Source organism: Terrimonas rubra, from assembly GCF_042686025.1.
GTDB classification, from domain to species: domain Bacteria; phylum Bacteroidota; class Bacteroidia; order Chitinophagales; family Chitinophagaceae; genus Terrimonas; species Terrimonas rubra.
This window is the reverse complement of the sequence record NZ_JBHUOZ010000001.1, coordinates 1,006,160-1,028,910: the sequence shown is the minus strand read 5'-3', so window position 1 is coordinate 1,028,910 and position 22,751 is coordinate 1,006,160. Positions and strand designations below refer to the sequence as shown.

Here is a 22,751-nt window from a genome sequence, read left to right as displayed (position 1 = left end):
GATTTCATTAAAGCATATAATTGTTATAAAATAGCGGAATGAATATAGGTTTGTTTTTCGGTTCTTTTAATCCCATACATATAGGTCACCTGATCATTGCCAATCATATATTAAATACCACCAACCTGCAAAAAATATGGTTTGTGGTATCGCCACAAAACCCCTTTAAAGAAAGCAAGACTTTATTAAACGAGTATGACCGGCTGCACCTGCTGCGGGTGGCCATACAACAGGACGACCGCATGAAGGTATCGGATGTGGAGTTTGGTTTACCCAAACCCTCCTATACTTCGGTAACCCTGGCCCACTTAACGGAGAAACACCCCGGTTATACTTTTCATGTAATCATGGGCGGGGATAGTTTTCAAAACCTGCACAAGTGGCATAACTACGAATATATTATTAAACACTTCCCTGTTATGGTATATAACCGCCCGGGTTTTACCATTGATAATGCTATAGGCGCTGACTTACAGATTGCTGATGCGCCTTTGCTGGAGATATCGGCAACTGCCATCCGCACATTAATAAAAGAGAATAAATCGGTGAAATACCTTTTGCCAGATGCCGTACGGGAAGAGATAGAACGTACAGGATATTATAAAAGGTAAAAGGGATAAGGTTAAAGGTATAAGGAAGGAGGTTTTGAATATTATTAATACGAAATATTTCGTATTAATAAGTGTTTTAAATACTCCGGTTTTAGGTTCATCTTAAACTCCCAGAGAACCATTGAACGGCTTGAACTTTAATATTATCTTTGCCCTCCTTAAAAAACGGTTATATGTTTAACAAAAGAACGAAGATCAAAGATTTGCTGCAGCTGGAACCAGCCAGCCAGGAAGTAGTAGTAATGGGATGGGTACGCAGTTTCAGAAATAACCAGTTTATAGCATTGAATGACGGCAGTACAAATGATACCGTGCAGGTGGTGGCTACTTTAGGTAGTTTTAATGATGACCTGTTGAAAAGGATCACCACATCGGCTTCGTTAAAAGTTACCGGTAAAATTATTCCTTCTTTAGGCAAGGGCCAGAAAATGGACCTGGTGGCCGATACTATTGAAATATTAGGGCATAGTGATGCGGAGAAGTATCCTATCCAGTTACGTAATAAACCAACGCTGGAGTATTTGCGTGAGGTAGCACATTTCCGCTTTCGTACCAATACTTTTGGTGCAGTGTTCCGGGTACGCCATGCCTTGGCCTTTGCAGTGCATAAGTTTTTTAATGATAAAGGCTTTGTGTACCTGCATACACCCATTATTACTGCCAGCGATGCAGAGGGTGCGGGTGAAATGTTCCGTGTAACCACTTTACCGGTGGATGGTACTGCGCCAAAAGATGTGGATGGACAGATTGATTTTAAAGAAGATTTTTTTGGCCGCAGTACCAACCTTACCGTAAGCGGGCAGCTGGAAGGGGAGTTGGGCGCTACTGCCCTGGGTGAGATCTACACTTTTGGGCCCACCTTCCGGGCGGAGAATTCCAACACGGCCCGTCACCTGGCCGAGTTCTGGATGATAGAGCCGGAAGTTGCATTTAACGACCTGGAGGATAATGCCAACCTGGCCGAGGAGTTTATTCATTACCTGATACAATATGTAATGGATAATAACCGTAACGACCTGGAGTTTTTGGCGCAACGCCTGGCCGACGAGGAGAAACAATTACCCCAGGATAAACGCAGCGAGCTGGGCCTGATTGAGAAACTGGAATTTGTGCTGAACAATAAATTTGAACGCCTGACTTATACAGAAGCCATAGATATTCTGGCCAACAGCAACCATAATAAGAAAAAGAAATTCCAGTTCCCCATTACGGGCTGGGGTATGGACCTGCAAAGTGAGCACGAGCGTTACCTGGTGGAAAAACATTTTAAAAAACCGGTGATACTGACCGATTATCCCAAGGAGATAAAATCGTTTTACATGCGCTTGAATGATGACGGTAAAACAGTTGCAGCCATGGATATACTGGCCCCGGGTATTGGTGAAATTGTGGGTGGCTCACAAAGGGAAGAACGCCTGGACGTATTAACGGAACGTATGCAGCAAATGGGTGTGCCGGTAGATGAGTTATGGTGGTACCTGGATACCCGCCGCTTTGGTACCGTACCACATGCCGGCTTTGGTTTGGGTTTTGAACGGATGGTACAGTTTGTAACCGGCATGACCAATATACGCGACGTGATACCTTTCCCAAGAACACCGAAAAGTGCAGAATTTTAATAATACCAAACCCCTCCGCAAGAGGGGTTTTATATGGTATGCAGGCTTTGCGGGAATACAGTTTTTTCGCTTTCAGCTTTCTGTGAAGCTTGTTATAAAATCAACAATTTTTATGTAGTTTCGCCACAATCTATTAACGTATGAAGTTTATCGCCTCATCCTCAGCTTTATTAAAGCAATTACAACATATTTCGGGTGTAATTAACACCAATACTGTATTGCCCATATTGGAAGATTTTTTGTTTGAAATTGAGAACAATACTTTAACGGTTGTTGCTACCGACCTGGAAACAGTGATGCGTGTACAACTGGAAGTGGAAGCCAAAGACAGTGGCAGGGTTTGTATACCGGCAAAGATCTTAATAGACTCTTTAAAGAATTTACCTGACCAGCCGCTTACCTTTAATATTGATAAAAACTATGCCGTAGAAATTACCAGCGATAATGGTAAGTACAAGGTAATGGGTGAAGATCCCAATAACTTCCCCAAAGAACCAACGGCTGACGATACCGCCTCTTTTACTATGCCCGCAACGGCCCTTGTAACAGCTATCAGCAAAACATTATTTGCTACCAGCAGCGATGACCTGCGCCCGGCTATGACGGGTGTGTTTTTTGAACTGACAACAAAAAGCTTACAGTTTGTTGCTACCGATGCACACCGCCTGGTACGTTATAAACGTAAAGATGTAAAAGGTGCAAAGGACGATTCGTTTATTGTACCCCGCAAACCGCTTAACTTATTAAAAGCGGCTATACCTGATAATAACGACGAACTGACGATTAACTACAACAGCAATCACCTGTTTGTACAACATGGTACAACCCGTATGAGCTGCCGTTTAATTGATGCCCGTTTTCCTGATTATAAAGTGGTAATACCTGCTGACAATCCTTACCGTTTAACAGTGAACAAAAGTGATTTCCAGAGTGCATTACGCCGTATCAGCATTTTTAGTAACAAAAGCACGAACCAGGTGGCTTTAAGCATTAGTGGTAGTGAGTTACAGTTAACTGCACAGGATATTGACTTTAGCTTTGAAGGTAATGAAAGAATGAAATGTACCTACAATGGCGAAGACCTGGTGATTGCCTTTAATGCAAAATTCCTGATAGAAATGTTGAACGCTTCGGAAGGGGAAGATGTAAACATGGAATTAAGCACGCCAACCAAGGCAGGTTTAATTAAACCTACCGAGCAGGATGAAAATGAAGAATTGTTAATGCTGGTAATGCCTTTGATGCTGAACTAAGCAATATAACTTTTAAAATATAAAATCCCGGTGTTACCTGACACCGGGATTTTTTTATGCAAAGAAAAATCCCCACTGATGCTTACACAATAGGGATCGATCAACTAAACACTGCATGAGAAATATTACTGGTTAACAGCGGTAGTATTTTTTTCAAGTACCAGCTGTTTCAATTCTTTATCTTTTGAAATTTCAGGATTAGCCACTAATTGTGTATTGGTCTTTTTAACGGTAATAGCAGTAGTAACCGGTAAGCTGTCCTGGTCTTTATGAATGAAATTTAAATAAAGGGCAAAAAATAAAAGGTTGAAGGCGACAAAATTAAAAATCTTGCGCATACGACGCGGATTTGGTTTCATACAATATTGGCTTTAAGAATGTTTAATCTTTGGATTTACCATATAAAACTACAGCCGATAGATATTAATTACAAAAAAGCGCCCCTAAAATTGTGCATAATTGAGCACAAATACCTGGAATATTGTCGTATTTGTACGATTTTCTGTTATTTATAGTGGATAAAACGGGGAAAACCATGTAAAACTGCTGTAATAAAAAACCCCTCCGTACCGGAGGGGTTGAGGATGTCTTTATTCTACTATCCGTAGCTTGGCGTAGTTTACCAGTATCTTTTTTTCACCGTTTTGTTCAAACTTAATAGTAGCCATGGGGTTGTGCGCGCTGCCGTCAATTTTTAAAATTTCGCCAAAGCCAAATTTTAAATGCTCTACTCTTTGTCCCGCTTTTAAGTCGGCGGTATCACTGGCGGCAAAGTCCTCACTGGCTTTATGTTCTACTACTTTATTGGCGGGTGGTGTTGCGCCAATATACGATGGGTTGGTTTTTTCCTTACCAGGCGGCGGACCGTATTTTTTTTCTGCCTGCCCGGCGCTGCTCCAGGCATTGCCCTTGTTCATACGTTCAAAAGCCGGTTTATTACCAAAGCCCGATGTTTGTTTTAATACACCTCCACCGGCAAAGCTCCTGTCCACCAGCTCGGCGGGCATTTCTTCAATAAAACGGCTGGGCTCATTTTGTACCAGTGAACCGAATTTATACCGGCTGGTGGCGTAGGAAACCCATAATCTTTTTTTAGCCCGGGTAACCACTACATAAAACAGGCGGCGTTCTTCTTCCAGTTCTTCACGCGTATTAATGGCCATGGCATTGGGAAAAAGCGATTCTTCCAAGCCGGCTGCAAATACACATTCAAACTCCAGTCCTTTGGCGGCGTGAATGGTCATCAGTTTCACGGTATCCGCATTGGGGTCTTTATTATCTGCATCGGTCAGCAGGGTGATCTGCTGCAGGTAAGCGCCCAGGCTTTTATCTACCAGTTCTCCTTCGTCATTGTCCGGGCTTTCGGTCCATTCTTTAATACTGTTCAGTAACTCCTGAATATTCTCGTAACGGGCCACACCCTCGGTGCTTTTATCATTGAACAGTTCTTTAATAATAGTGGTTTGTTTACCCACATGGGCCGCTACATCATAAGCATTGTTTTTTTGTAACATGCTCATGAAACTTTTCATCATGGTCACAAAATCTTCCAGCGCTGTTAAAGTGCCGGCCCTGAAACCTGCTTCCCTGGCCCGTTCCAGCACCTGCCATAAAGAAAGGTTGCTTTCGTTGGCCACTAAAATAAGTTTATCAATGGTTGTTTTACCAATACCACGGGCGGGGTAATTGATAACACGTTTCAATGCTTCATCATCATTGGTATTAACCAGCAGACGCAGGTAAGCCACCATATCCTTTATCTCTTTACGCGAGTAAAAGCTGGTGCCACCATACATGGTATAAGCAATGCCCATACGGCGCAGGTTTTCCTCAAAGGCCCGGCTCTGGGCATTGGTGCGGTACAGGATAGCAAAATCACGGTTATTAAAGTGGTTGCGTAATTTTTGTTCCTGTATGGTATCGGCTACAAAACGTCCTTCATCGTTATCCGAGGCCGTACGGATCAGTTTTATCTTTTCACCGGTACTGTTATCAGTAAACAGTTTCTTTTCAATCTGCCCTTTGTTAAAACCAATTACCTGGTTGGCTACATTTAATATGGTTTGTGTACTGCGGTAGTTCTGTTCCAGCATCACCACTTTTACATTATCATAATCTTTCTGGAACTGTAAAATATTTTGAATAGTAGCACCGCGGAAGGAGTAAATACTTTGTGCATCATCGCCCACCACGCAAACATTTTCGTGCATGGCGCCCAGCAGTTTTATTACTTCGTACTGGGCGGGGTTGGTATCCTGGTACTCATCAATTAATATATACTTAAACTTATGCTGGTACTTGTGTAAAGCCTCGGGCACATTTTTCAGCAGCTCATAAAACTTAATCAGCAGGTCATCAAAATCCATGGCGCCATTTTTAAAACAGCGCTGGGCATAGGCCGCATAAATTTGCCCCATGGCCGGGCGGTTGGCTCGCATATCCTCCTGCTGCAAGGCATAATCGTTCATGTATTCGTGCGGACCCACCAGGGCATTCTTGGCCGCGGATATACGGTTATACACCTGGTTGGGTTTATACTGCTTATCATCCAGGTTCATTTCGTTCAATACAGTTTTGATCACACTCTTGGCATCATCCGTATCGTAAATAGTAAAGTTGTTGGGGTAACCAATTTTATCGGCTTCAAAACGGAGTATACGGGCAAACACCGAGTGGAAAGTACCAATGTATAAATTACGGGCTTCGTTATTGCCCAATATTTTTTCAATACGCTCCTTCATTTCCTTAGCCGCCTTATTGGTAAAGGTCAGCGCCAGTATATTGAAAGAGTCTATCCCCTGAGCCATCAGGTGCGCAATACGGGTGGTTAATACTTTTGTTTTACCGCTGCCGGCGCCGGCAACAATCATAATGGGGCCGTTAATATGTGTTACCGCTTCACGTTGTCTGTCATTCAATCCTTGTAAATAATCCTGCATGGGTGCAATTTACACCATCATTACCGTGTGCTGAAAAATGATATGCTTTTGTGAAAAAATAGGGGCTCCCGGCTTTGGTAACACGGATCAGCTGCAGTTCCCGCTTTTGGCAGTAGTGCAACGGCCTTTCACACCCCCACCACCGTTGCAGCTACTGCTGCCAATCGGGCAGCCCTTTGGCTTCAACCCCATAAACTTTTGATCCGGCACCGGATGATGATGTTTTGATAGTGGTTACGATGTATTTAAAAAAATAATATGAAAAGGCATTTCCTGTACCCGCTACTGTTTATAGTCCTTGTTCTCTTTTCCTGCAAAAAAAATAAAGAGGAAAATAAAGGGCCGGAATTGGGCACCTGTAAGCCGGTGCCTGCAAAAGGGTCATTAAGCCAGGCTTCGGCTGCCGCTCCCTTTGTATATAAAACAGCCGATGGCTGGACCATTACCATCAACTTAAAAAACACTATTAAAATTCAGCATGATACCTATCCGCATTATAACCTGGAATTATGGGGCATTGTTTCCTCGGGAGACCTGAGTGGTAATCATGAAAACCTTAACGGCAAACACATAAAAGACCGGTTGACGAACAAACGCAGTTTTATTTTACCGGGCGGCACGAAAATAACCATGCATGTAAAGGATCTTAGTTATGCTGTGTTAACATCAGTTAGTATTTATGACGGCGCAGAAAGTCACCATATTAATGCCACCTGCCATACCATTGAATATAGCGGAACCGATGCTACCATCGCGCAACAACTGGACAGCCGGCAGGCTGATGGTGAAACAGCGGCCATTGAAATAAGTGATAACGGGCTGTTATTTGTAAATATTTATAACGAGGACAGCCCGGGAAATAAAATAACAGAAAGAGTTTTACTGGGAGAGTTGTTCAAGAATAACCCCACCAAGGTGAATGATTATTTTGATGATCCCAGATTAAGTCATACCTGATCACCATTAAGCTTTAGTTTACATTAAGGGCGGTCAGCAATGATTGCCCTGTTTTTTAGCGAACATATGACGGTAGTACTGTACTTTAAAATCATACACCGGCCTGGCCGATTTTGAAAACTTGTCTTTACTTTCCTGGTACAACTTTGTTTGGGATAGCCCTACATTGGATGCGCCGGAAGGCGAGTATAAAATAATGAGCTTTACAGGCCGGCCGAATATACTTTTGTCCAGTACCAGTTCCCTCTCTTGTTTAATTTGTGCCGTTATTTTAAGCCCCAGTATTTTTTCATAAAACAAACGGAAGGCCCCGTTTTTTCCAAAACCGCTGGTAAAAAATATTTCATTGATATTGGACCGCCGTACCTGTTCCACAATATTTGTATTTAACTCTAGGGGGATAAGATCTTCGTCCAGGGCGGTTGGTTTTTTGCGGTCACACACCAGTATGGTATCGCTCATGGAAATACGATGGTTTTGCAGGAATTGTAAAACACCTTCGAGGGTAACCGGCTTTTTTAATTCATCCGGAAACGCATCGCTGAATATGGACCAAAGGCTGCTGACATTACCATAAAAAAAAGGAAGCACAAACTTTTCATGCGCATGCGGGTGAATGGTCCCTACAATGAGTTTTTCGCTGCGGGGATCAATGGGGTATTTGTCAAGATACTGGTGTATGGTGCGCATGTACAGGGAATATTTTAATGAAGAGAATAAATATCATACTTATCAACTTCATAATGGTCTTTATCTATTAACAATACAGACATTAAACTGTTCAATATTGCATCCTCTTCACTTATACCAATATCTACATGCCAGCCGCAGGATTCTTCGAAATAATTAGGATAGATGCTATTGGTAAAAACATCCAGTTCAGCAATAATATCAACGATTGCTTGTTTTGACGTTTTGTCTACCCGGCAAACTTTCTCTTCAAAATACTGTGCCATGCTTTTTGTTGGAATATCCATTTGATCGCGAAAAGAAGAATAATCGGGCAAATAAAAATGGAGGGAATGGCTTAACAGCGAAACTTTTAACTGGTTAGGCATGAGTTGCCGGTAATTCCGGAAATGATGTACCAGCATGTCCTTCCGGGTATATTGTACAAATTTTTTATACTCGGATTGTAAATAGTTATACTTAGAGCGTTCGGAAAATATCAGGCCGAAAAAAGGAAAAAACCGGAGATCAGTAAGAGCCGGCAACAAGGTGGTTTTATAATAATCCAGTACTTCCTTGTAATAAGCTATTTCTTTTTGTTTGTCGTTATCCTGTACTGCCAATCCATGTTCGTGATGTAGTATTTTATCTTTTAATTGTTGCTCATATTGCCGGAACTGTTCCTCTTTTAAAACAGATCTGAAAAAATGCAGGTCATGATCGGCTTCTTCCCAATAACTAAAATGGAGATTATTTTGAAAAATTGATTTTTCTTTTTCATGATAATAAATCCGCAGGGCCTGTTCTTCGGAGAGGTTAAATTGCTGAAAAACTTGTTGTATTTGGTCTATCTCAATGGAAAGGGTTGTGTTCATTGGGTTAATTCTTTGCGGGGAGTTAGCATAAAGATACAGAAGTGATGAGCTTCATATAACAGTTTTTAGTAAATTTGACAATTGCCATTTAAAGGGAATAAACGTAAAAACCGGCTCTGTTCCAGTTAGTTAGCAAGGCGATTATTTTACAGATAGCACAAATAAAATGATACAAAGAGCGTTTATTGGAAGTTTAATTATATTAAGTAGCTGTTTTCTTTTTTCCTGCTCAAAAGATAAGCCGGCTGCTTCCACACCTCCGGTTACCGGGGGACCGGGAGAAGTTGTTGGCGGAACTTATTCCAGCGATGATCTGCTTGTTTTCAAACAAATGGCCATATATGGCTCGGCCCTGAGAATTATAAACAAGTGGCCTAAAAAAGTAGCGTATTATATTGTAGATACGCAGTATGATTATCTTACGCAGGAAGTAGATGCGGTACTGAAAGAAATAAACTCGTTGCTGGATACGAACCTCGTGTTAACCCGTACCAACGTGCGGAGCGAATCAAACGTACAGATTTTTTTCACAGACCGTAATACCTATCTGATGGCGGAACCAGATGCTGCGCCAACCTTATATAACTCAACTTATGGGGGATTATCTTACCTCCGGCAGCAAGAAGGAACACTTACAAGCGGTTCTGTGTTTGTTGATATGGAGAGGGCAAAAGATAATATTCCTGTTCAGCGCTATCTTGTTCATCACGAAATAATGCACTCTTTGGGCTTTCGCGGTCATGCTACCCTGACAGGCATCTATACGGTTTTGTTTTATTATACTCTTATGCCCTATATACTTAATTATACGCCCTTTGATAAAAGAATGATCCAATTACTGTATAACCCGCTGATAAAAGAGGGTATGGGCGAGGAACAGGTTGATAAAATAGTGAAAGCTTTATAAGCTCAACACTATCTGATGAGTAAAGGGGAGCTGTTTAGCATAATTATTTACTGTATTTAATATCGGCACTATATAGCAAACTTCCAGGATTTTCATATTCGCAGAAACCGCTGTTGCAATATATATCACCGGCTTGTTTTCTATGGTTCTTATTCCCTCGTGTTTTTGTATCGCTTTACCGGTTTATTTTTGGATAACCGGGTAGCCGAGGCTATCTACTAAAAATAGACAGGAAGACTACATGAATAAACTTTTGTAAGAGCAGGTTTATCAACAGGCTCTTAAATAAAGAAATAATTCAGGATGGATAAAACATTTAGAAGAACAACCTGTAATTTATCCCGAACATGGAACATATTGAAATAAAAAAAATAGGCCTGCAGGATATTGATCAGTTACAAACAATCAGTACACAAACCTTTCACGAAACTTTTGCCGCGGTTAACACGGAAGAGAACATGGCCCGTTACCTGGCAGAAAGTTTTTCCATAGAAAAGTTAACCACCGAGTTAAACAACCCCGATGCCGCGTTTTACTTTGCGGTACAGGATGAAGAGGTGATAGGGTATTTAAAATTAAATACCGGCGCTTCACAAACTGAGTTAAAGGATAGCCGGGCGCTGGAGATAGAACGCATTTATGTGGCGAAGGCCTTTCACGGAAAAAAAGTAGGCCAGTTATTATATGAAAAAGCCATACAGGTTGCGCGGAAAGCCGGTTTAGAGTATGTGTGGCTCGGTGTTTGGGAAGAAAATGCCAGGGCTATCCGGTTTTATGAAAAAAACGGCTTTGTGCCGTTTGATAAACATCTTTTTAAACTGGGCAATGATATACAAACGGATATCATGATGAAACTGAAGCTATGATCAATAAACCTGTTGCCCTATATTGTAATATCAAAATTATCTAAGATGGAAAAAATAATTCCTTTTAAAAACGAAGCAGAAGCCATTGCCAGCCTGGATAATGGCGGAAGGTTTTATAATGTTTTTACCAAAGCCAGCGATGATATTATTACTCCCCAGGAGGTAGGCAAAGTGGCCGGTGTTTTCTTTCAACCGCAGCAAACCATCTTATTTTTAGAACTGGCTATATCCTTACTGAGCGAAACGGAAAAAGCAAACCTGCGATCAAAGTTTGATCCGGCCCTGAAAGAGGCCTATGATAAATTCAAACCATCGGAAATTAAAGTGCCTTCTACCCACCTGCAAGAACTGGTAGGCACCAATGTTGTGATCAGTGGTGTACCGGCACTGAGCGAATCAACGACCAAGCTTAACGGGTTTATTCTTGTACCCGCCGGAAAAGCGTTCACCATGATACCCATTATTGAAAGCTATGATTTATACGAGATCCGTAACCAGCAGGCGGATGAACTTTTTATTATTGCACATAAAAAGGGAAAGGAAAAACTACCGCAACAGTATATCCGTATAGGAGGCGTAATAAAAGAGGTGAAAGCAAAAAAAGATGAGGAGACGGCCACCAACCGTTTTTTAGAAATAAATTACTATGTGGTAGAAAACTGATTTTATAGCCTGCATTTAATAATGGACTAATATTTGTATTCAATACAACCGGCTACCCATTGTATTGATTAACTATAAAATATGATACCATGAGTAAAACAATCGGATTAATAGCAGGCAGTTTACGTAAAGCATCTTTCTCCAAAAAAATAGCGGATGCCTTATTGTTGATGGCCCCTGAAGGCTATACCTTCACTACCATTTCGTTAGAAGATCTACCGGTATATAACCAGGATTTTGATGACGATAATAAAGTTCCTGAATCGTATATAATATTTCGTAATACCATAAAAGACATAAACGGGTTTATATTTATTACGCCTGAGCACAATCGCTCCATACCTGCCGTATTAAAAAATGCCATTGATATCGGTTCCCGACCTTATGGTAAAAGTGTGTGGGAAGGTAAACCCGCAGCCATCTTCAGTAATTCACCGGGCAGTATTTCAGGCTTTGGCGCCAATCATCACTTAAGGCAATGTTTTGTTTTTTTGAACATGCCTACCATGCAACAGCCTGAGGTATATATACCGGAGGTAAATAAGTTGTTTGATGAAGAGGGAAATATAAAAAACAAGGATACAAAAGCATTGCTTGAAAAAGCGGTAGGGGCGTATATAAAATGGTTTGAGCGGAATGCAGGATAACCCCTCCCGGCATATTTTTTAGCCCGGTATTTAGCCAAACCATGTTAAATAAAGGGAAAAGAAAAACAGGCTTTAAATAATTTTTATTACCTGCGGTTTAAAAATATTTACTTTACAGGTAATGAAACCTGAAAAAAACTGGCAGCAAAAGACATTGGAGGTCCTTGAAAAAAACGTCTGGCCGGACCCGGTCGATACAACTATGCTGATAAAACGGTGTCATGCACTTAGAAAACTCCCGTTAGATCAATTTTCAACAGAAGATATAAGAATGATGATCGGCCAACAAATTGGCTTAACATATTTAATTCCATTAGCCCTTGATATCTTAACAAAAGACCTGTTTGCTGCAGGTGATTTTTTTGAGGGAGATCTTTTAAAAAATGTACTGGAAATTGATACAGTATTTTGGAACGATAACAGGGAATACTGGCAACGACTATATAATCTAATTGATCATAGAAGAGAGGAAATTCATTCACATAAATTTGATACAACAAAGTTTTACCGAAGCGTCCATCGTTAAAGAACACAGGTAACAATGAACGCCCGATCCTATCATGAGCGGTTATCTGCGGTAAAAAAAAATTAATAAGAAGAATTTTTGTTTCTGTCCGAAAGAACAGGCATTGTGTTTAAAATAAATCAAAAATATGCCGCTCATTAGCCTATACCTATAAGCGCCCCACATAATTTATAGTAAATTTATCGCTCATATTTTAATCCACGTATATGATCCGATTCTTGCTCTTTACTATCAGCGCTGTTTATGTATTCAGTTTTATATCCTGCTCCGGGAGTAAAAAAGCCACTGCCACTTCTGTACAAGAACCGTCAACAAATATTACCGGTATACCTAAGGTAAACCGTGAGTTCCGTGCCGCCTGGGTAGCAACGGTAGCCAATATCAACTGGCCCAGTAAACCGGGGTTGTCCACAGAGCAGCAACAAAAGGAAGCTATCACCTTACTGGACTTTTTGCAGGCACACAATTTTAATGCAGTGATATTTCAGGTAAGGCCACAAGCGGATGCTTTATATAAAAGTGAATTGGAACCATGGTCCTACTACCTGAGCGGTACACAAGGTAAAGCACCTGAACCTTTTTATGATCCCCTGCAGTTCTGGATTGATGCTGCCCATGCAAGAGGGCTGGAACTGCATGTATGGTTAAACCCTTACCGGGCACATCATGTATCCGGCGGGCCGGTAACCGAAACCTCGGTAGTAAAAAGAAAACCGGAGATGGTAGTGCATTTAAAAGAAGGATACTGGTGGTTTGATCCGTCGTTGAAAGCTACACAGGACCATGGTGTGAATGTAGTAATGGATATTGTAAAACGTTATGATATTGACGGGGTACATTTTGACGATTATTTTTATCCCTATGCGTCATATAATAAAAATGAAGACTTTCCTGATAGTGTGAGCTGGAAACAATACCGGCAACAGGGCGGTAAGCTATCCCGCGGCGACTGGAGAAGACAAAGCGTAAATACTTTTATTGAACGGTTATACGATGAAATAAAGAAGGAGAAAAAACAGGTGAAGTTTGGTCTGAGTCCTTTTGGTATCTGGCGGCCCGGATATCCTGAGTCGGTACAGGGTTTTGACCAATACGAAGAATTATATGCCGACGCAAAATTATGGCTGAATAAAGGCTGGATCGATTATTTTTCGCCCCAACTGTACTGGCCAACCAACCGTTATGCACAAAGCTTCCCGGTATTATTGGGCTGGTGGAACAGCGAAAACACAATGAAGCGTCACCTGTGGCCGGGCATTAGTGTGGGACGTGATACTTCTGCGGCCAATACCACCGAAATAATGAATGAAATTATGATCACCCGGGGCATGATGCCGCAAAGCAGCGGGGTGGTGCACTGGAGTATTTCTTCCGTTACTAAAAACCCGGCACTATCCAAAGCCCTGATCGAGGGGCCTTACAAACAACCCGCCCTGGTGCCCGCCAGCAGCTGGTTAGATGCGGTGGCTCCGGCTGCCCCTTCCGTTAACCTTACACCCGCAACCGAAACGGTAACCCTAGAGTGGTCACACACTGATGAAAAGGATGTATTTAAGTGGGTAGTTTATTATAAATACGGCAATAACTGGCGCTATAAAATTTTAAACCAGCAGGATAAAATTCTGGTGTTAAAAATGCAGGAAGGAAAACTACGGTTAAATGCCGTTGCCGTATCGGCTGTGGACAGAAGCGGTAATGAGAGCATAAAAGCAGAACCGTCCTTAAACCATGTATTGATCCAACCCCGCAGCAGCTGGCAGGCCGCTACAGCCAAACCGTATAAACAACATACGCCGGTGAGGATTACTGTGCACCATGAAGGTGGTAAAGTGCTGGCCGATACTGCCAACGCCGCCACAAGGTTAAAAAATGTACAAACCTGGAGCATGGGCCCGGATCGTAAATGGGCCGATATCCCTTATCATTATTTAATTGCACCCGATGGAACAGTATACGAGGGGCGTGACCCGCTAACGGTTGGAGAGACCAATACGGAGTATGACCCAACGGGACACCTGCTGATCAGTTTTTTAGGTAATTATGAGGAACAGCCATTTACACCACAACTGCAGGAAGTATTGACCAAACTGATCGCCCATTTTTGTATCAAATACAAGATCTCACCTGAAACCATCTCTACCCACCGCGATCATAGTACAAAAACTACCTGTCCGGGCAAGAACATTTATCCTTATTTCCAGAATGGCTTTATAAAAGGAGAAGTAAAAAAAGTATTGAAGAATAATAAATAGTGCCATGGTTTGTGCGTCGTGGTTCGTGTCTCACGAACCATGGCCAACAATATATTATATCGTGACAGGGATACTATCGTTTGGCTCTTACATATTGGTCTGGCCAGGTAATATCATCGCCCAATACTTTAGCCGCGTGTAAAGGGAAATGCGGGTCCCGCAGGGATTCACGGGCAATAAAAATCAGGTCTGCTTCCCCGGCCTCTAATATCGCTTCGGCCTGTTCGGCATTGGTGATAATGCCTACTGCACCCGTGGGTATGGCTGCCTGTTGTTTTACTGCGGCTGCAAAGGGTACCTGGTAACCCGGCCCTGCTGGTATTTTTGCGGCCGGTGCATTTCCGCCGGAGGAACAATCGATCAGGTCAATTGATTTTTCTTTTAAAACGCGGGCCAGTTGTACCGAATCTTCAATGGACCAGCCATCCTCTACCCATTCGCTGGCACTGATGCGTACAAAAACGGGAAGTTCAGCCGGCCAAACGGATTGTATTGCGTCCACTATTTCTACTAAAAAACGGATCCGGTTATCGAAGCTGCCCCCATACTCATCATTGCGTTGGTTGCTTAATGGTGATAAGAACTGGTTGATTAAATACCCATGCGCGGCATGTATTTCCACTACTTTGTAACCGGCCTGTAAAGCCCGTTGTGCTGCTGTTTTAAAGGCTTCAACGGTTGCTTTAATTTCGTCAATTGTTAATGCATGTGGTACATGATCGGTTGGCTGGAAGGGTATGGCCGAAGCTGCCACGGTTTGCCAGTGGTGCGGCCCTTCCTTTATTTGTCCGCCACCTAACCATGGCACTTCACAGCTGGCTTTGCGGCCTGCATGTGCTAATTGAATACCGGGTATGGCGCCGTTATCTGTTATAAACTTTGTAATCCGCTGCAGTGGCGCAATATGTTCGTCCTTCCAAATGCCCAGGTCACCATAACTGATACGGCCTTCCGGGGTTACAGCGGTGGCCTCCTGTATAATGAGTGCGGCGCCACCTAAAGCCCGGCTGCCCAGGTGAACCAGGTGCCAGTCGTTGGCAAAGCCATCGGTGCCGGAGTATTGACACATGGGTGAAATTACAATGCGGTTTTTAAGCGTAATACTTTTAAAGCTAAGCGGGGTAAAAAGTAAACTCATCGGTAATAAATAGTTTATAAAAGGCAACGTACTTAATAAGTACGACTATTAATACATACAGAGGCATAAAAAAGTTTGGTTGGCACTATAACGCCATCCGTTGACGATTACCGTTGCAGGTTATATTGCCGGCTGGGCTGGATGGTATTGAAAGATTGTATAGGATAAAAAGGGTGAACACCCTGTTGTACACCAAAGCTGCCGGAAACAGAGAATGTTTTTTGCTCATTCACATACATCAAACCCAGTTCGGCGCGGGTAAAAGTGGCAAATTGGTTATACCGGCTTAATGACTGCTGCATTACCTTAACATTGTTGTTTAAAAACGAGCCGTTAAAGTTAATATAAGCAGGTGCCGCCGATAAACCGGCAAAAGCATAAAGGTTGTTATTAAGCTGGCGGTTAAGCTGCAAGCCAACCGGCACGGAAAACACCGAAGCATTACCACCATTAAAAAAGCCAAAGCTGGTAGATGCACCTATGTATTTACTGAATGACCATTTTTTGTTCAGCTTCTGTATGGATTGTTGTAAAGAATTGCCGGGCATACCGGTTAACGGTGTTTGTGCCGTAACCGCTGTAACAACCAGTAATAAAAAAGAAAGTACAGTTATCCGCATAGCGATCCTTTAGGGTATAAAATTAATATATCTTGGTAAGGATAACAATACCCGTAGGGCAGAGGTTGAGTATTTATAATAATAAAGTCCTGTTAAAACCATTTCTTCTTCCTGCCACCCAAACCTAAAGCGCCCAATAAAGAGCGGACAATAGTGTTACCGGCGGTGCGGGTCATACTTTTTACTACGGGGTCATCAAAAAAACCTTTTTCTTTTGGCGCGGCTTTTTTACTTTCTTTAGCCTCCGTCTCTTTTTGTTTTTGTTCCGCGGCGGCTTCTGCAGCCTGTTCCAGCTTTTGCGTCAGTATTTCGTAGGCGCTCACATTATCAACTACTTCGTTGTATTTAGCCGCAATACGTGATTTGGCAACCAAAGCATCAATCTCGCTATCGCTTAAAATGTCCATACGGCTGCGGGGCGAGCCTAACATACAATGTACCAGTGGTGTGGGAATACCTTTTTCGTTTAACACGGTTACCAGGGCTTCGCCTATGCCCACCTGGGTTAAGAGTTCATCTGTTTTATAAAACTGGGTTTCCGGGTAGTTTTCGGCTGTTTGTTTAATTACTTTCCTGTCGGCAGCAGTAAAGGCCCGTAAAGCATGTTGAATTTTTAAACCCAGCTGTGCCAGTACGCTGGCCGGAACATCCATGGGGTTTTGTGTACAGAAGTAAATGCCGATGCCTTTGGAACGGATAAGTTTTACCACAGTTTCAATTTGCTGTAACAAAGCAGCACTGGCTTCCTGGAAAATTAAATGTGCTTCATCAATAAACAGGATCAGCTTGGGTTTATCCAGGTCGCCTTCTTCGGGACAGGTAGCATATAACTCTGCAAGCAACTGTAACATGAAAGTAGAAAATAGTTTGGGCCTGTCCTGCAGATCGGTAACACGCACAATGGAAACCATACCACGACCATCGTTGTTAATACGCATCAGGTCGTCCACATCAAAACTACGTTCACCAAAAAACAGGTCGGCTCCCTGCTGCTGCAGTTCAATAACCTTACGTAAAATAGTACCGGTTGAAGTGGTGGATATTTTGCCATAAGCTTTTTCCAGCTCGGCCTTGCCTTCATCGCTTACAAACTGCAATACTTTTATAAAGTCTTTTAAGTCCAGCAGGGGCAGTTTATTATCATCGCAGTATTTAAATATCATGGCTACCAGGCCTCCCTGGGTATCGTTAAGTCCTAATATTTTTGATAACAATACCGGGCCAAACTCGGTAACCGTGGCCCGCAGCCGGGCACCTTTTTCATGACTCAGGGTAAGCAGTTCTGTAGGGAAGGCGCTGGGCTTGTATTCCAGCTCCAGTTTCTGGTAACGTTCGGTTATTTTTTCGTTAACAGCACCTTCGGCAGCAATGCCGCTAAGGTCGCCTTTAATATCCATCATTAATACGGGAATGCTGGCATCGCTTAATGCTTCGGCCAACACCTGCAGGGTTTTTGTTTTGCCCGTTCCGGTAGCGCCGGCAATTAATCCATGGCGGTTCAATGTTTTAAAGGGTACGCTTACCTTGGCTTCGGTTATCACCTGACCGTCTAACATAGCCGTGCCCAAACGAAGACTATCGCCTTTAAAAGTATAACCTGCCGTTACCGTATCGATAAACTGTTGTGTATTGCTCATGGATTAGTTATAAGTATTTAAAACAGGCAATATGGAATTGCCCCTGTATAAGCATAAAAGTAAATAAAATAATGTTTTGAGATAAACAGGAATCCCCAACACTATAAAAACCGGCCTTGTTATACTACAAAAGTGGTATAACAGGATATAGTTGTATGGGTATTTGCCTGCAAAAACACTACTAAGATGGTATTTTAACCATGGTAAGCGGAGTTTATTTTTGTGGTATAATTTATCAAAAAATAAACCTTATTATGAAAACGAAAAATTTTCCCGGCTTACTGGTGTTTACACTTTGCGCCAGCTTTTTTATCACATCCTGTAAAAAAGACAAAGACGATAAACCCTCACTCCAGGGTTATTGGGCAGGTAAATACGGAAACACTACTGCCTACCCTACACAGCCGTTTGCCATACTTTTACGCAATAATGGAACGGCAAGAATTTTGGCCAATAATGCAGATACTACGGCAGGGGCTAAGGCAGAAGGTACGTATACTATTTCCGGTTCTACCCTTACCTGTACTTATACCTATATACCACCGGGGTCAGGTACTTATTCCCTGCAGGCAGAGGTAAATAATATTTTTACCTTTATGGAAGGCGGCTGGGGTAACGGCACCTCTACCACGAACGGAGGTAAATTTTATTTTGTAAAAAAATAATGAGCAATAACTAAAAAGAGCAACCGGTCTAAACCGGTTGCTCTTTTTACATTAAAAATCCTCTTCCCTTTCCAGCATTAAAATAGCGTTTTGGGGAACAATGAAATATTTTTCTTCCTCGTACATTACTTCGGTTGCGCCGCTTACTAAAAAAATGGCCAGGTCACCTTCTTTGGCCTGCAGGGGTACATATTTCACCTGCTCCTCTTCGGCTTTCCAGCTTTCGCTTTCCACCGGTACAGGAATCGCATATCCCGGGCCGGTTTTAATAACATAGCCCTGCTGCACTTTTTCTTTTTCCTGCACGCCGGGGGGCAGGTATAAACCACTGGCGGTACGGTCGTGCCCCTGTGTAGGTTTTATTAAGATCCGGTCGCCAATGATCACCAGTTTTTTCCATTTATTATCGGGTGTAATTCTCATGAGGCAAAATTACGGTTCCGTCAGTTCAAAAGTTCCGGTGTTGGGAGGGGGCGATGAATTGTGGGTGATGAATGACGGAAAGTCCGTTAAATAGAAAATCTTAAATCTTCCATCATACATTGTAAAAGCCCGGCCCAGGAAAAAATTAAGTATCTTGTAACAGGAATAAAGGGGTGTTTTAACAAAAAATTGCAATCCTATTCTTCCCTGCACAAAAACCTTTAACTTTATTTGTCGTCATACAATTAAAACAATACAAGATGGAAGCAAAGAAGCCCAAGATATTATTATGCGAAGATGATCCGAATTTAGGAAGTGTGTTAAAGAATTACCTGGAATTAAATGATTATGATGTAACCCTGGAGCGTGATGGCCGTTTGGGCCTGGCTGCTTTTCAGCGTGAAAAATTTGACCTTTGCCTGCTGGACGTAATGATGCCAAATATGGATGGCTTTACACTGGCCGAAGAGATAAGAGATATAGACCTGGATGTGCCTTTGTTTTTCCTGAGTGCCAAAACCATGAAGGAAGATATTATTCAGGGCTATAAACTGGGTGCTGACGATTATATTACCAAACCTTTTGACAGCGAAGTATTATTGCTGAAAATAAAAGCAATATTAAAACGCAACGAAGAAATAAATAAAGAAACGGAGAATAAAGAGTTTAACCTGGCCAGCTATCATTTTAACCCCAAGCTGCGCCAACTGATACATGGTGAGAATACACAAACTTTATCGCCCAAAGAAAATGAATTGCTGAAGATGCTGGCCGAGCACCTGAACGACCTGTTACCCCGCGACCAGGCATTGAAAAAAATATGGGGCAGCGATACTTATTTTAACGGCCGCAGTATGGATGTATACATTGCCAAGTTACGTAAGTACTTAAAGGATGATGATAAAATTGAGATCGTAAATATCCATGGCAACGGCTTCAGGCTGGTGGTGCAGGATTAATATTAAATTAAAAGGTTGTAAGGCCCTGTGTTATAAACACGGGGCCTTTTTGTTTATAACTGGGTTTCAATGTATAACAACCTGAAAACCGCTTCTGTAAAGGACTACGGGGATAACTTCTTAACGGAGTACAAATAGCATAGAAGTAAAATATGTTATATTAGTAATGTGTTTTGGCTCTCTGCAACACCAACTAAGGCTCCCTGATTTAATCTATTATAAACCCCCTTGACTTTTATGAGACAACACTTTTACCTTCTATCTCTCTTTTCAACCTTTTTTATTACCCATGCGATCCGCGCACAAACCAATGTGGCGCTGGGCAAAACAGTAACCGCCACATCGGGTACCAACCTGTCCAACCTGGTAAATGGTAATTTTAACGATGGGGCCAACAGCGCTACTACAGGCAATGCGCAGGCCCCGCCCAATGCAGAATGGTTCCAGATTGATTTAGGCGCGGATTATTTTATTGACAGCATTGTGCTGGTGGCTAATACAACAAGTACGGCAACTGAAAACCGGGGCCGGCGGTTTATGATCACCACACAATCTACAGATCTTAGTTTCCCCTCCGCGCAACCTTCGGCTTATATTGGCGAAAACCGCATTAACCGTTTAATTTATACAGCACCCATAGCCAGCGGTAGCCTGCCTTTTGGTACCTCGTCTACAGTTCCGCAGGCTGTGGATGTTAATCTTGGCCCGCAGTTTCCGTTGGAAGGAACGAACCGGGTATTGCGTCTGAATATTGGTATTCACAAAGCCCGTTATGTGCGCATACTCACATTACAGGATGAAGCGCTGACTTTTGGGGAAGTGCAGGTGTTTACCACAACAACAGAACCGGTACGGTATTTTACAAACGGGAATTTTGAAATAGGAAGCAATATAACAACCGGTGTACAATTTGTAGCCGAAGGGCTGGTGGCCGGTTGGAGTACAACAGAGCCTGTAGGCATGTGGGATGCTTCTGTCAGTGCACCCATACATGGAACACCGGTTGAGTTTTGGCGTGGTGGCAGTAATCCTGCAGGAAATGTACCGGCACACGGTGGTAATTATTTTGTAGAACTCAACGCTCACTCAAGTGGTATGCTGGTGCAGGAACCAATTTGTTTATTACCCGGCGAAACCTTTACCTGGTCTTTTGCCCACAGGGGGCGTAGTGGGGTGGACAGGATGGCCCTTACGATTAACTATATTGATGTGGCCATGTTTGATGATAATAACGCGGTAACCGGTACCCACGATATTGTCGCCGGTAGTGTTTTGGCCGGCACCACGGCAACAAAAGTGAGTACTGATGCCAATGGCTGGACCTTATACAGTGGAACCTGGACTAATCCCTCTTCCTCTGCCAGTAATGTGGTAACGTTTGGTTTCAGGGCGGTGAGTACTTCGGGAGGTAGCTTATCGGTAGGCAATTTCCTGGATAATATACAGATACAAACGGCCAGCTCTGTGGCTACTTTTGAAGGCGCTTCCAAAAGCGGGTTGGAAACAGTACCCACCGCAGCGCTTCCCAAACTGCAGTTAAGCGGTAATGTAAGTACGCCCAGTTCGGTACAATTACATTTTGTAGGTGGTACTGCAACACGCGGCGTAGATTATATTACCACCCCGGCTACCGGTTTTATTACGATACCTGTTCCGGTGGGTAATTATGATGGTACAGATGCCACAGGCATCAGCCTTGCTCCCTACATACAAATAGTGGCAGATAATGTAACAGAAAGCAACGAAACTATTATTATGGAGGTGTTAAACCCAACGGGTAATATTATAGCACCCAATACTGCAGGCTCTTTTTGTCAAACACTGCACGGGCAGATCACCTATACTATTATTGACCATATTGCGCTACCGGTAACACTAGGTGACCTTGAGGCCGTAAAAACCGGAGTAAATACCATTGACCTGAAATGGAAAACTTTTTCAGAACAAAACAATACCGGTTTCGGGATTGAAAGAAGTGCCGATGGTATTAGCTGGACCCAGATTGGTTTTGTGCCAACTGCTGCACCACAGGGCAATAGCCAGGTAAGCCTGCAATATGCTTTTACAGATAATAATATCCTTAACGGCACCAGTTATTACCGTTTAAAACAAATTGATATAGACGGTCAGTACAGTTATTCTGATATAGCCAAAACAGGTGCTACAGGAGGGGTTAAACTATTGTCTGCATATCCTAACCCGGTTACCAATAAGCTGATACTGAAGTCGGGTCGCCGCCAGGATATTGCCGGAATTAGTCTGATGGATTTTTCCGGGAAAACCGTTTTACAGTTACAGGGTTTTAGGCCGGAGATTGATATGAGCGGTTTTTTAACCGGTATATATATAATAAAAGTAACGGCTAAAAACGGGGAAACACAAACATTCAAAATTAAAAAACAATAAAACGCAACAGGTTATAAGAGAAAACCCCGGACTTTATCCGGGGTTTTCTCTTATAAAAAAGCACATGTTTAAAAAAATTAATAATATTAAAAATATAATGTGTTAACCTATCATTATCA

The 22,751-nt window shown here is 42.5% G+C and carries 21 protein-coding genes; 13 read left to right on the top strand and 8 right to left on the bottom strand.

The window, feature by feature from the left end:
• Positions 1-38: 38 nt before the first annotated feature.
• The 3 genes from nadD to dnaN all read left to right on the top strand — a co-directional run bounded on the left by nadD (position 39) and on the right by dnaN (position 3,483).
• Positions 39-611, top strand: coding sequence for a nicotinate (nicotinamide) nucleotide adenylyltransferase (nadD, locus tag ACFS6H_RS04425; RefSeq protein WP_386095619.1), 573 nt, complete (start codon positions 39-41; stop codon positions 609-611).
• A 173-nt stretch (positions 612-784) separates the two neighbouring features.
• The gene (asnS, locus tag ACFS6H_RS04420) at positions 785-2,230 is read left to right on the top strand and encodes an asparagine--tRNA ligase (RefSeq protein ID WP_386095618.1); all 1,446 of its coding nucleotides are present in this window, start codon (positions 785-787) and stop codon (positions 2,228-2,230) included.
• Between the two features lie 140 nt (positions 2,231-2,370).
• Positions 2,371-3,483 (top strand): DNA polymerase III subunit beta, encoded by a 1,113-nt coding sequence (gene dnaN / locus ACFS6H_RS04415; RefSeq protein ID WP_386095616.1) that lies wholly within the window; start codon positions 2,371-2,373, stop codon positions 3,481-3,483.
• Positions 3,484-3,608: 125 nt separating this feature from the next.
• Here the strand turns inward: dnaN and ACFS6H_RS04410 are convergent, their stop codons facing one another.
• Positions 3,609-3,842: a hypothetical protein gene (locus ACFS6H_RS04410; protein ID WP_386095614.1), complete on the bottom strand. Its 234-nt coding sequence runs from the start codon at positions 3,840-3,842 to the stop codon at positions 3,609-3,611.
• A 231-nt stretch (positions 3,843-4,073) separates the two neighbouring features.
• Positions 4,074-6,422 (bottom strand): ATP-dependent helicase, encoded by a 2,349-nt coding sequence (locus ACFS6H_RS04405; RefSeq protein ID WP_386095612.1) that lies wholly within the window; start codon positions 6,420-6,422, stop codon positions 4,074-4,076.
• A 258-nt stretch (positions 6,423-6,680) separates the two neighbouring features.
• Here ACFS6H_RS04405 and ACFS6H_RS04400 point away from each other — a divergent pair, with 258 nt between their 5' ends.
• Positions 6,681-7,379 carry a hypothetical protein gene (locus tag ACFS6H_RS04400; RefSeq protein WP_386095610.1) on the top strand — a complete coding sequence of 233 codons (699 nt, stop codon included), beginning with the start codon at positions 6,681-6,683 and terminating at the stop codon, positions 7,377-7,379.
• 33 nt (positions 7,380-7,412) lie between these two features.
• Here ACFS6H_RS04400 and ACFS6H_RS04395 read toward each other — a convergent pair whose 3' ends face one another.
• On the bottom strand, positions 7,413-8,069 hold the full coding sequence (locus tag ACFS6H_RS04395; protein WP_386095608.1) for a hypothetical protein: 657 nt from the start codon (positions 8,067-8,069) through the stop codon (positions 7,413-7,415).
• Between the two features lie 14 nt (positions 8,070-8,083).
• Positions 8,084-8,923: a hypothetical protein gene (locus tag ACFS6H_RS04390; RefSeq protein ID WP_386095606.1), complete on the bottom strand. Its 840-nt coding sequence runs from the start codon at positions 8,921-8,923 to the stop codon at positions 8,084-8,086.
• Between the two features lie 166 nt (positions 8,924-9,089).
• On the opposite strand from ACFS6H_RS04390, the gene ACFS6H_RS04385 reads away from it, so the two are divergent.
• The 6 genes from ACFS6H_RS04385 to ACFS6H_RS04360 all read left to right on the top strand — a co-directional run bounded on the left by ACFS6H_RS04385 (position 9,090) and on the right by ACFS6H_RS04360 (position 14,784).
• Entirely contained in the window at positions 9,090-9,830 is a 741-nt protein-coding gene (locus ACFS6H_RS04385) for a DUF2927 domain-containing protein (protein ID WP_386095604.1), read from the top strand.
• Between the two features lie 347 nt (positions 9,831-10,177).
• Positions 10,178-10,696, top strand: coding sequence for a GNAT family N-acetyltransferase (locus ACFS6H_RS04380; protein WP_386095602.1), 519 nt, complete (start codon positions 10,178-10,180; stop codon positions 10,694-10,696).
• A 45-nt stretch (positions 10,697-10,741) separates the two neighbouring features.
• Positions 10,742-11,359: a hypothetical protein gene (locus tag ACFS6H_RS04375; protein ID WP_386095600.1), complete on the top strand. Its 618-nt coding sequence runs from the start codon at positions 10,742-10,744 to the stop codon at positions 11,357-11,359.
• 89 nt (positions 11,360-11,448) lie between these two features.
• On the top strand, positions 11,449-12,006 hold the full coding sequence (locus tag ACFS6H_RS04370; protein WP_386095598.1) for an NADPH-dependent FMN reductase: 558 nt from the start codon (positions 11,449-11,451) through the stop codon (positions 12,004-12,006).
• Positions 12,007-12,127: 121 nt separating this feature from the next.
• Positions 12,128-12,532, top strand: a complete 405-nt coding sequence (locus ACFS6H_RS04365; protein ID WP_386095596.1) for a contact-dependent growth inhibition system immunity protein — start codon at positions 12,128-12,130, stop codon at positions 12,530-12,532.
• Positions 12,533-12,738: 206 nt separating this feature from the next.
• Positions 12,739-14,784, top strand: coding sequence for a family 10 glycosylhydrolase (locus tag ACFS6H_RS04360; RefSeq protein ID WP_386095594.1), 2,046 nt, complete (start codon positions 12,739-12,741; stop codon positions 14,782-14,784).
• Between the two features lie 73 nt (positions 14,785-14,857).
• Here the strand turns inward: ACFS6H_RS04360 and namA are convergent, their stop codons facing one another.
• From namA to ACFS6H_RS04345, 3 genes are all read right to left on the bottom strand, one after another.
• Positions 14,858-15,922, bottom strand: coding sequence for an NADPH dehydrogenase NamA (namA, locus tag ACFS6H_RS04355; RefSeq protein WP_386095592.1), 1,065 nt, complete (start codon positions 15,920-15,922; stop codon positions 14,858-14,860).
• A gap of 107 nt (positions 15,923-16,029) precedes the next feature.
• Positions 16,030-16,542, bottom strand: coding sequence for a hypothetical protein (locus tag ACFS6H_RS04350; RefSeq protein ID WP_386095590.1), 513 nt, complete (start codon positions 16,540-16,542; stop codon positions 16,030-16,032).
• A 92-nt stretch (positions 16,543-16,634) separates the two neighbouring features.
• On the bottom strand, positions 16,635-18,179 hold the full coding sequence (locus tag ACFS6H_RS04345) for a helicase HerA-like domain-containing protein (RefSeq protein ID WP_386095588.1): 1,545 nt from the start codon (positions 18,177-18,179) through the stop codon (positions 16,635-16,637).
• A 254-nt stretch (positions 18,180-18,433) separates the two neighbouring features.
• Here ACFS6H_RS04345 and ACFS6H_RS04340 point away from each other — a divergent pair, with 254 nt between their 5' ends.
• Positions 18,434-18,844 (top strand): hypothetical protein, encoded by a 411-nt coding sequence (locus tag ACFS6H_RS04340; RefSeq protein WP_386095586.1) that lies wholly within the window; start codon positions 18,434-18,436, stop codon positions 18,842-18,844.
• A 51-nt stretch (positions 18,845-18,895) separates the two neighbouring features.
• Here the strand turns inward: ACFS6H_RS04340 and ACFS6H_RS04335 are convergent, their stop codons facing one another.
• Entirely contained in the window at positions 18,896-19,267 is a 372-nt protein-coding gene (locus ACFS6H_RS04335) for a co-chaperone GroES (RefSeq protein WP_386095584.1), read from the bottom strand.
• A 260-nt stretch (positions 19,268-19,527) separates the two neighbouring features.
• Here ACFS6H_RS04335 and ACFS6H_RS04330 point away from each other — a divergent pair, with 260 nt between their 5' ends.
• Entirely contained in the window at positions 19,528-20,226 is a 699-nt protein-coding gene (locus tag ACFS6H_RS04330; RefSeq protein ID WP_386095582.1) for a response regulator transcription factor, read from the top strand.
• Positions 20,227-20,463: 237 nt separating this feature from the next.
• A complete protein-coding gene (locus ACFS6H_RS04325; RefSeq protein WP_386095580.1) occupies positions 20,464-22,632 on the top strand; it encodes a T9SS type A sorting domain-containing protein in 2,169 nt (722 codons plus the stop codon).
• Positions 22,633-22,751 lie beyond the last annotated feature (119 nt).

Excerpts from the sequence above, each read along its gene's own strand:
- nadD (WP_386095619.1), top strand. The coding sequence starts at position 39 with ATGAATATAGGTTTGTTTTTCGGTTCTTTTAATCCCATACATATAGGT.
- asnS (WP_386095618.1), top strand. The coding sequence starts at position 785 with ATGTTTAACAAAAGAACGAAGATCAAAGATTTGCTGCAGCTGGAACCA.
- dnaN (WP_386095616.1), top strand. The coding sequence starts at position 2,371 with ATGAAGTTTATCGCCTCATCCTCAGCTTTATTAAAGCAATTACAACAT.
- ACFS6H_RS04410 (WP_386095614.1), bottom strand. The coding sequence starts at position 3,842 with ATGAAACCAAATCCGCGTCGTATGCGCAAGATTTTTAATTTTGTCGCC.
- ACFS6H_RS04405 (WP_386095612.1), bottom strand. The coding sequence starts at position 6,422 with ATGCAGGATTATTTACAAGGATTGAATGACAGACAACGTGAAGCGGTA.
- ACFS6H_RS04400 (WP_386095610.1), top strand. The coding sequence starts at position 6,681 with ATGAAAAGGCATTTCCTGTACCCGCTACTGTTTATAGTCCTTGTTCTC.
- ACFS6H_RS04395 (WP_386095608.1), bottom strand. The coding sequence starts at position 8,069 with ATGCGCACCATACACCAGTATCTTGACAAATACCCCATTGATCCCCGC.
- ACFS6H_RS04390 (WP_386095606.1), bottom strand. The coding sequence starts at position 8,923 with ATGAACACAACCCTTTCCATTGAGATAGACCAAATACAACAAGTTTTT.
- ACFS6H_RS04385 (WP_386095604.1), top strand. The coding sequence starts at position 9,090 with ATGATACAAAGAGCGTTTATTGGAAGTTTAATTATATTAAGTAGCTGT.
- ACFS6H_RS04380 (WP_386095602.1), top strand. The coding sequence starts at position 10,178 with ATGGAACATATTGAAATAAAAAAAATAGGCCTGCAGGATATTGATCAG.
- ACFS6H_RS04375 (WP_386095600.1), top strand. The coding sequence starts at position 10,742 with ATGGAAAAAATAATTCCTTTTAAAAACGAAGCAGAAGCCATTGCCAGC.
- ACFS6H_RS04370 (WP_386095598.1), top strand. The coding sequence starts at position 11,449 with ATGAGTAAAACAATCGGATTAATAGCAGGCAGTTTACGTAAAGCATCT.
- ACFS6H_RS04365 (WP_386095596.1), top strand. The coding sequence starts at position 12,128 with ATGAAACCTGAAAAAAACTGGCAGCAAAAGACATTGGAGGTCCTTGAA.
- ACFS6H_RS04360 (WP_386095594.1), top strand. The coding sequence starts at position 12,739 with ATGATCCGATTCTTGCTCTTTACTATCAGCGCTGTTTATGTATTCAGT.
- namA (WP_386095592.1), bottom strand. The coding sequence starts at position 15,922 with ATGAGTTTACTTTTTACCCCGCTTAGCTTTAAAAGTATTACGCTTAAA.
- ACFS6H_RS04350 (WP_386095590.1), bottom strand. The coding sequence starts at position 16,542 with ATGCGGATAACTGTACTTTCTTTTTTATTACTGGTTGTTACAGCGGTT.
- ACFS6H_RS04345 (WP_386095588.1), bottom strand. The coding sequence starts at position 18,179 with ATGAGCAATACACAACAGTTTATCGATACGGTAACGGCAGGTTATACT.
- ACFS6H_RS04340 (WP_386095586.1), top strand. The coding sequence starts at position 18,434 with ATGAAAACGAAAAATTTTCCCGGCTTACTGGTGTTTACACTTTGCGCC.
- ACFS6H_RS04335 (WP_386095584.1), bottom strand. The coding sequence starts at position 19,267 with ATGAGAATTACACCCGATAATAAATGGAAAAAACTGGTGATCATTGGC.
- ACFS6H_RS04330 (WP_386095582.1), top strand. The coding sequence starts at position 19,528 with ATGGAAGCAAAGAAGCCCAAGATATTATTATGCGAAGATGATCCGAAT.
- ACFS6H_RS04325 (WP_386095580.1), top strand. The coding sequence starts at position 20,464 with ATGAGACAACACTTTTACCTTCTATCTCTCTTTTCAACCTTTTTTATT.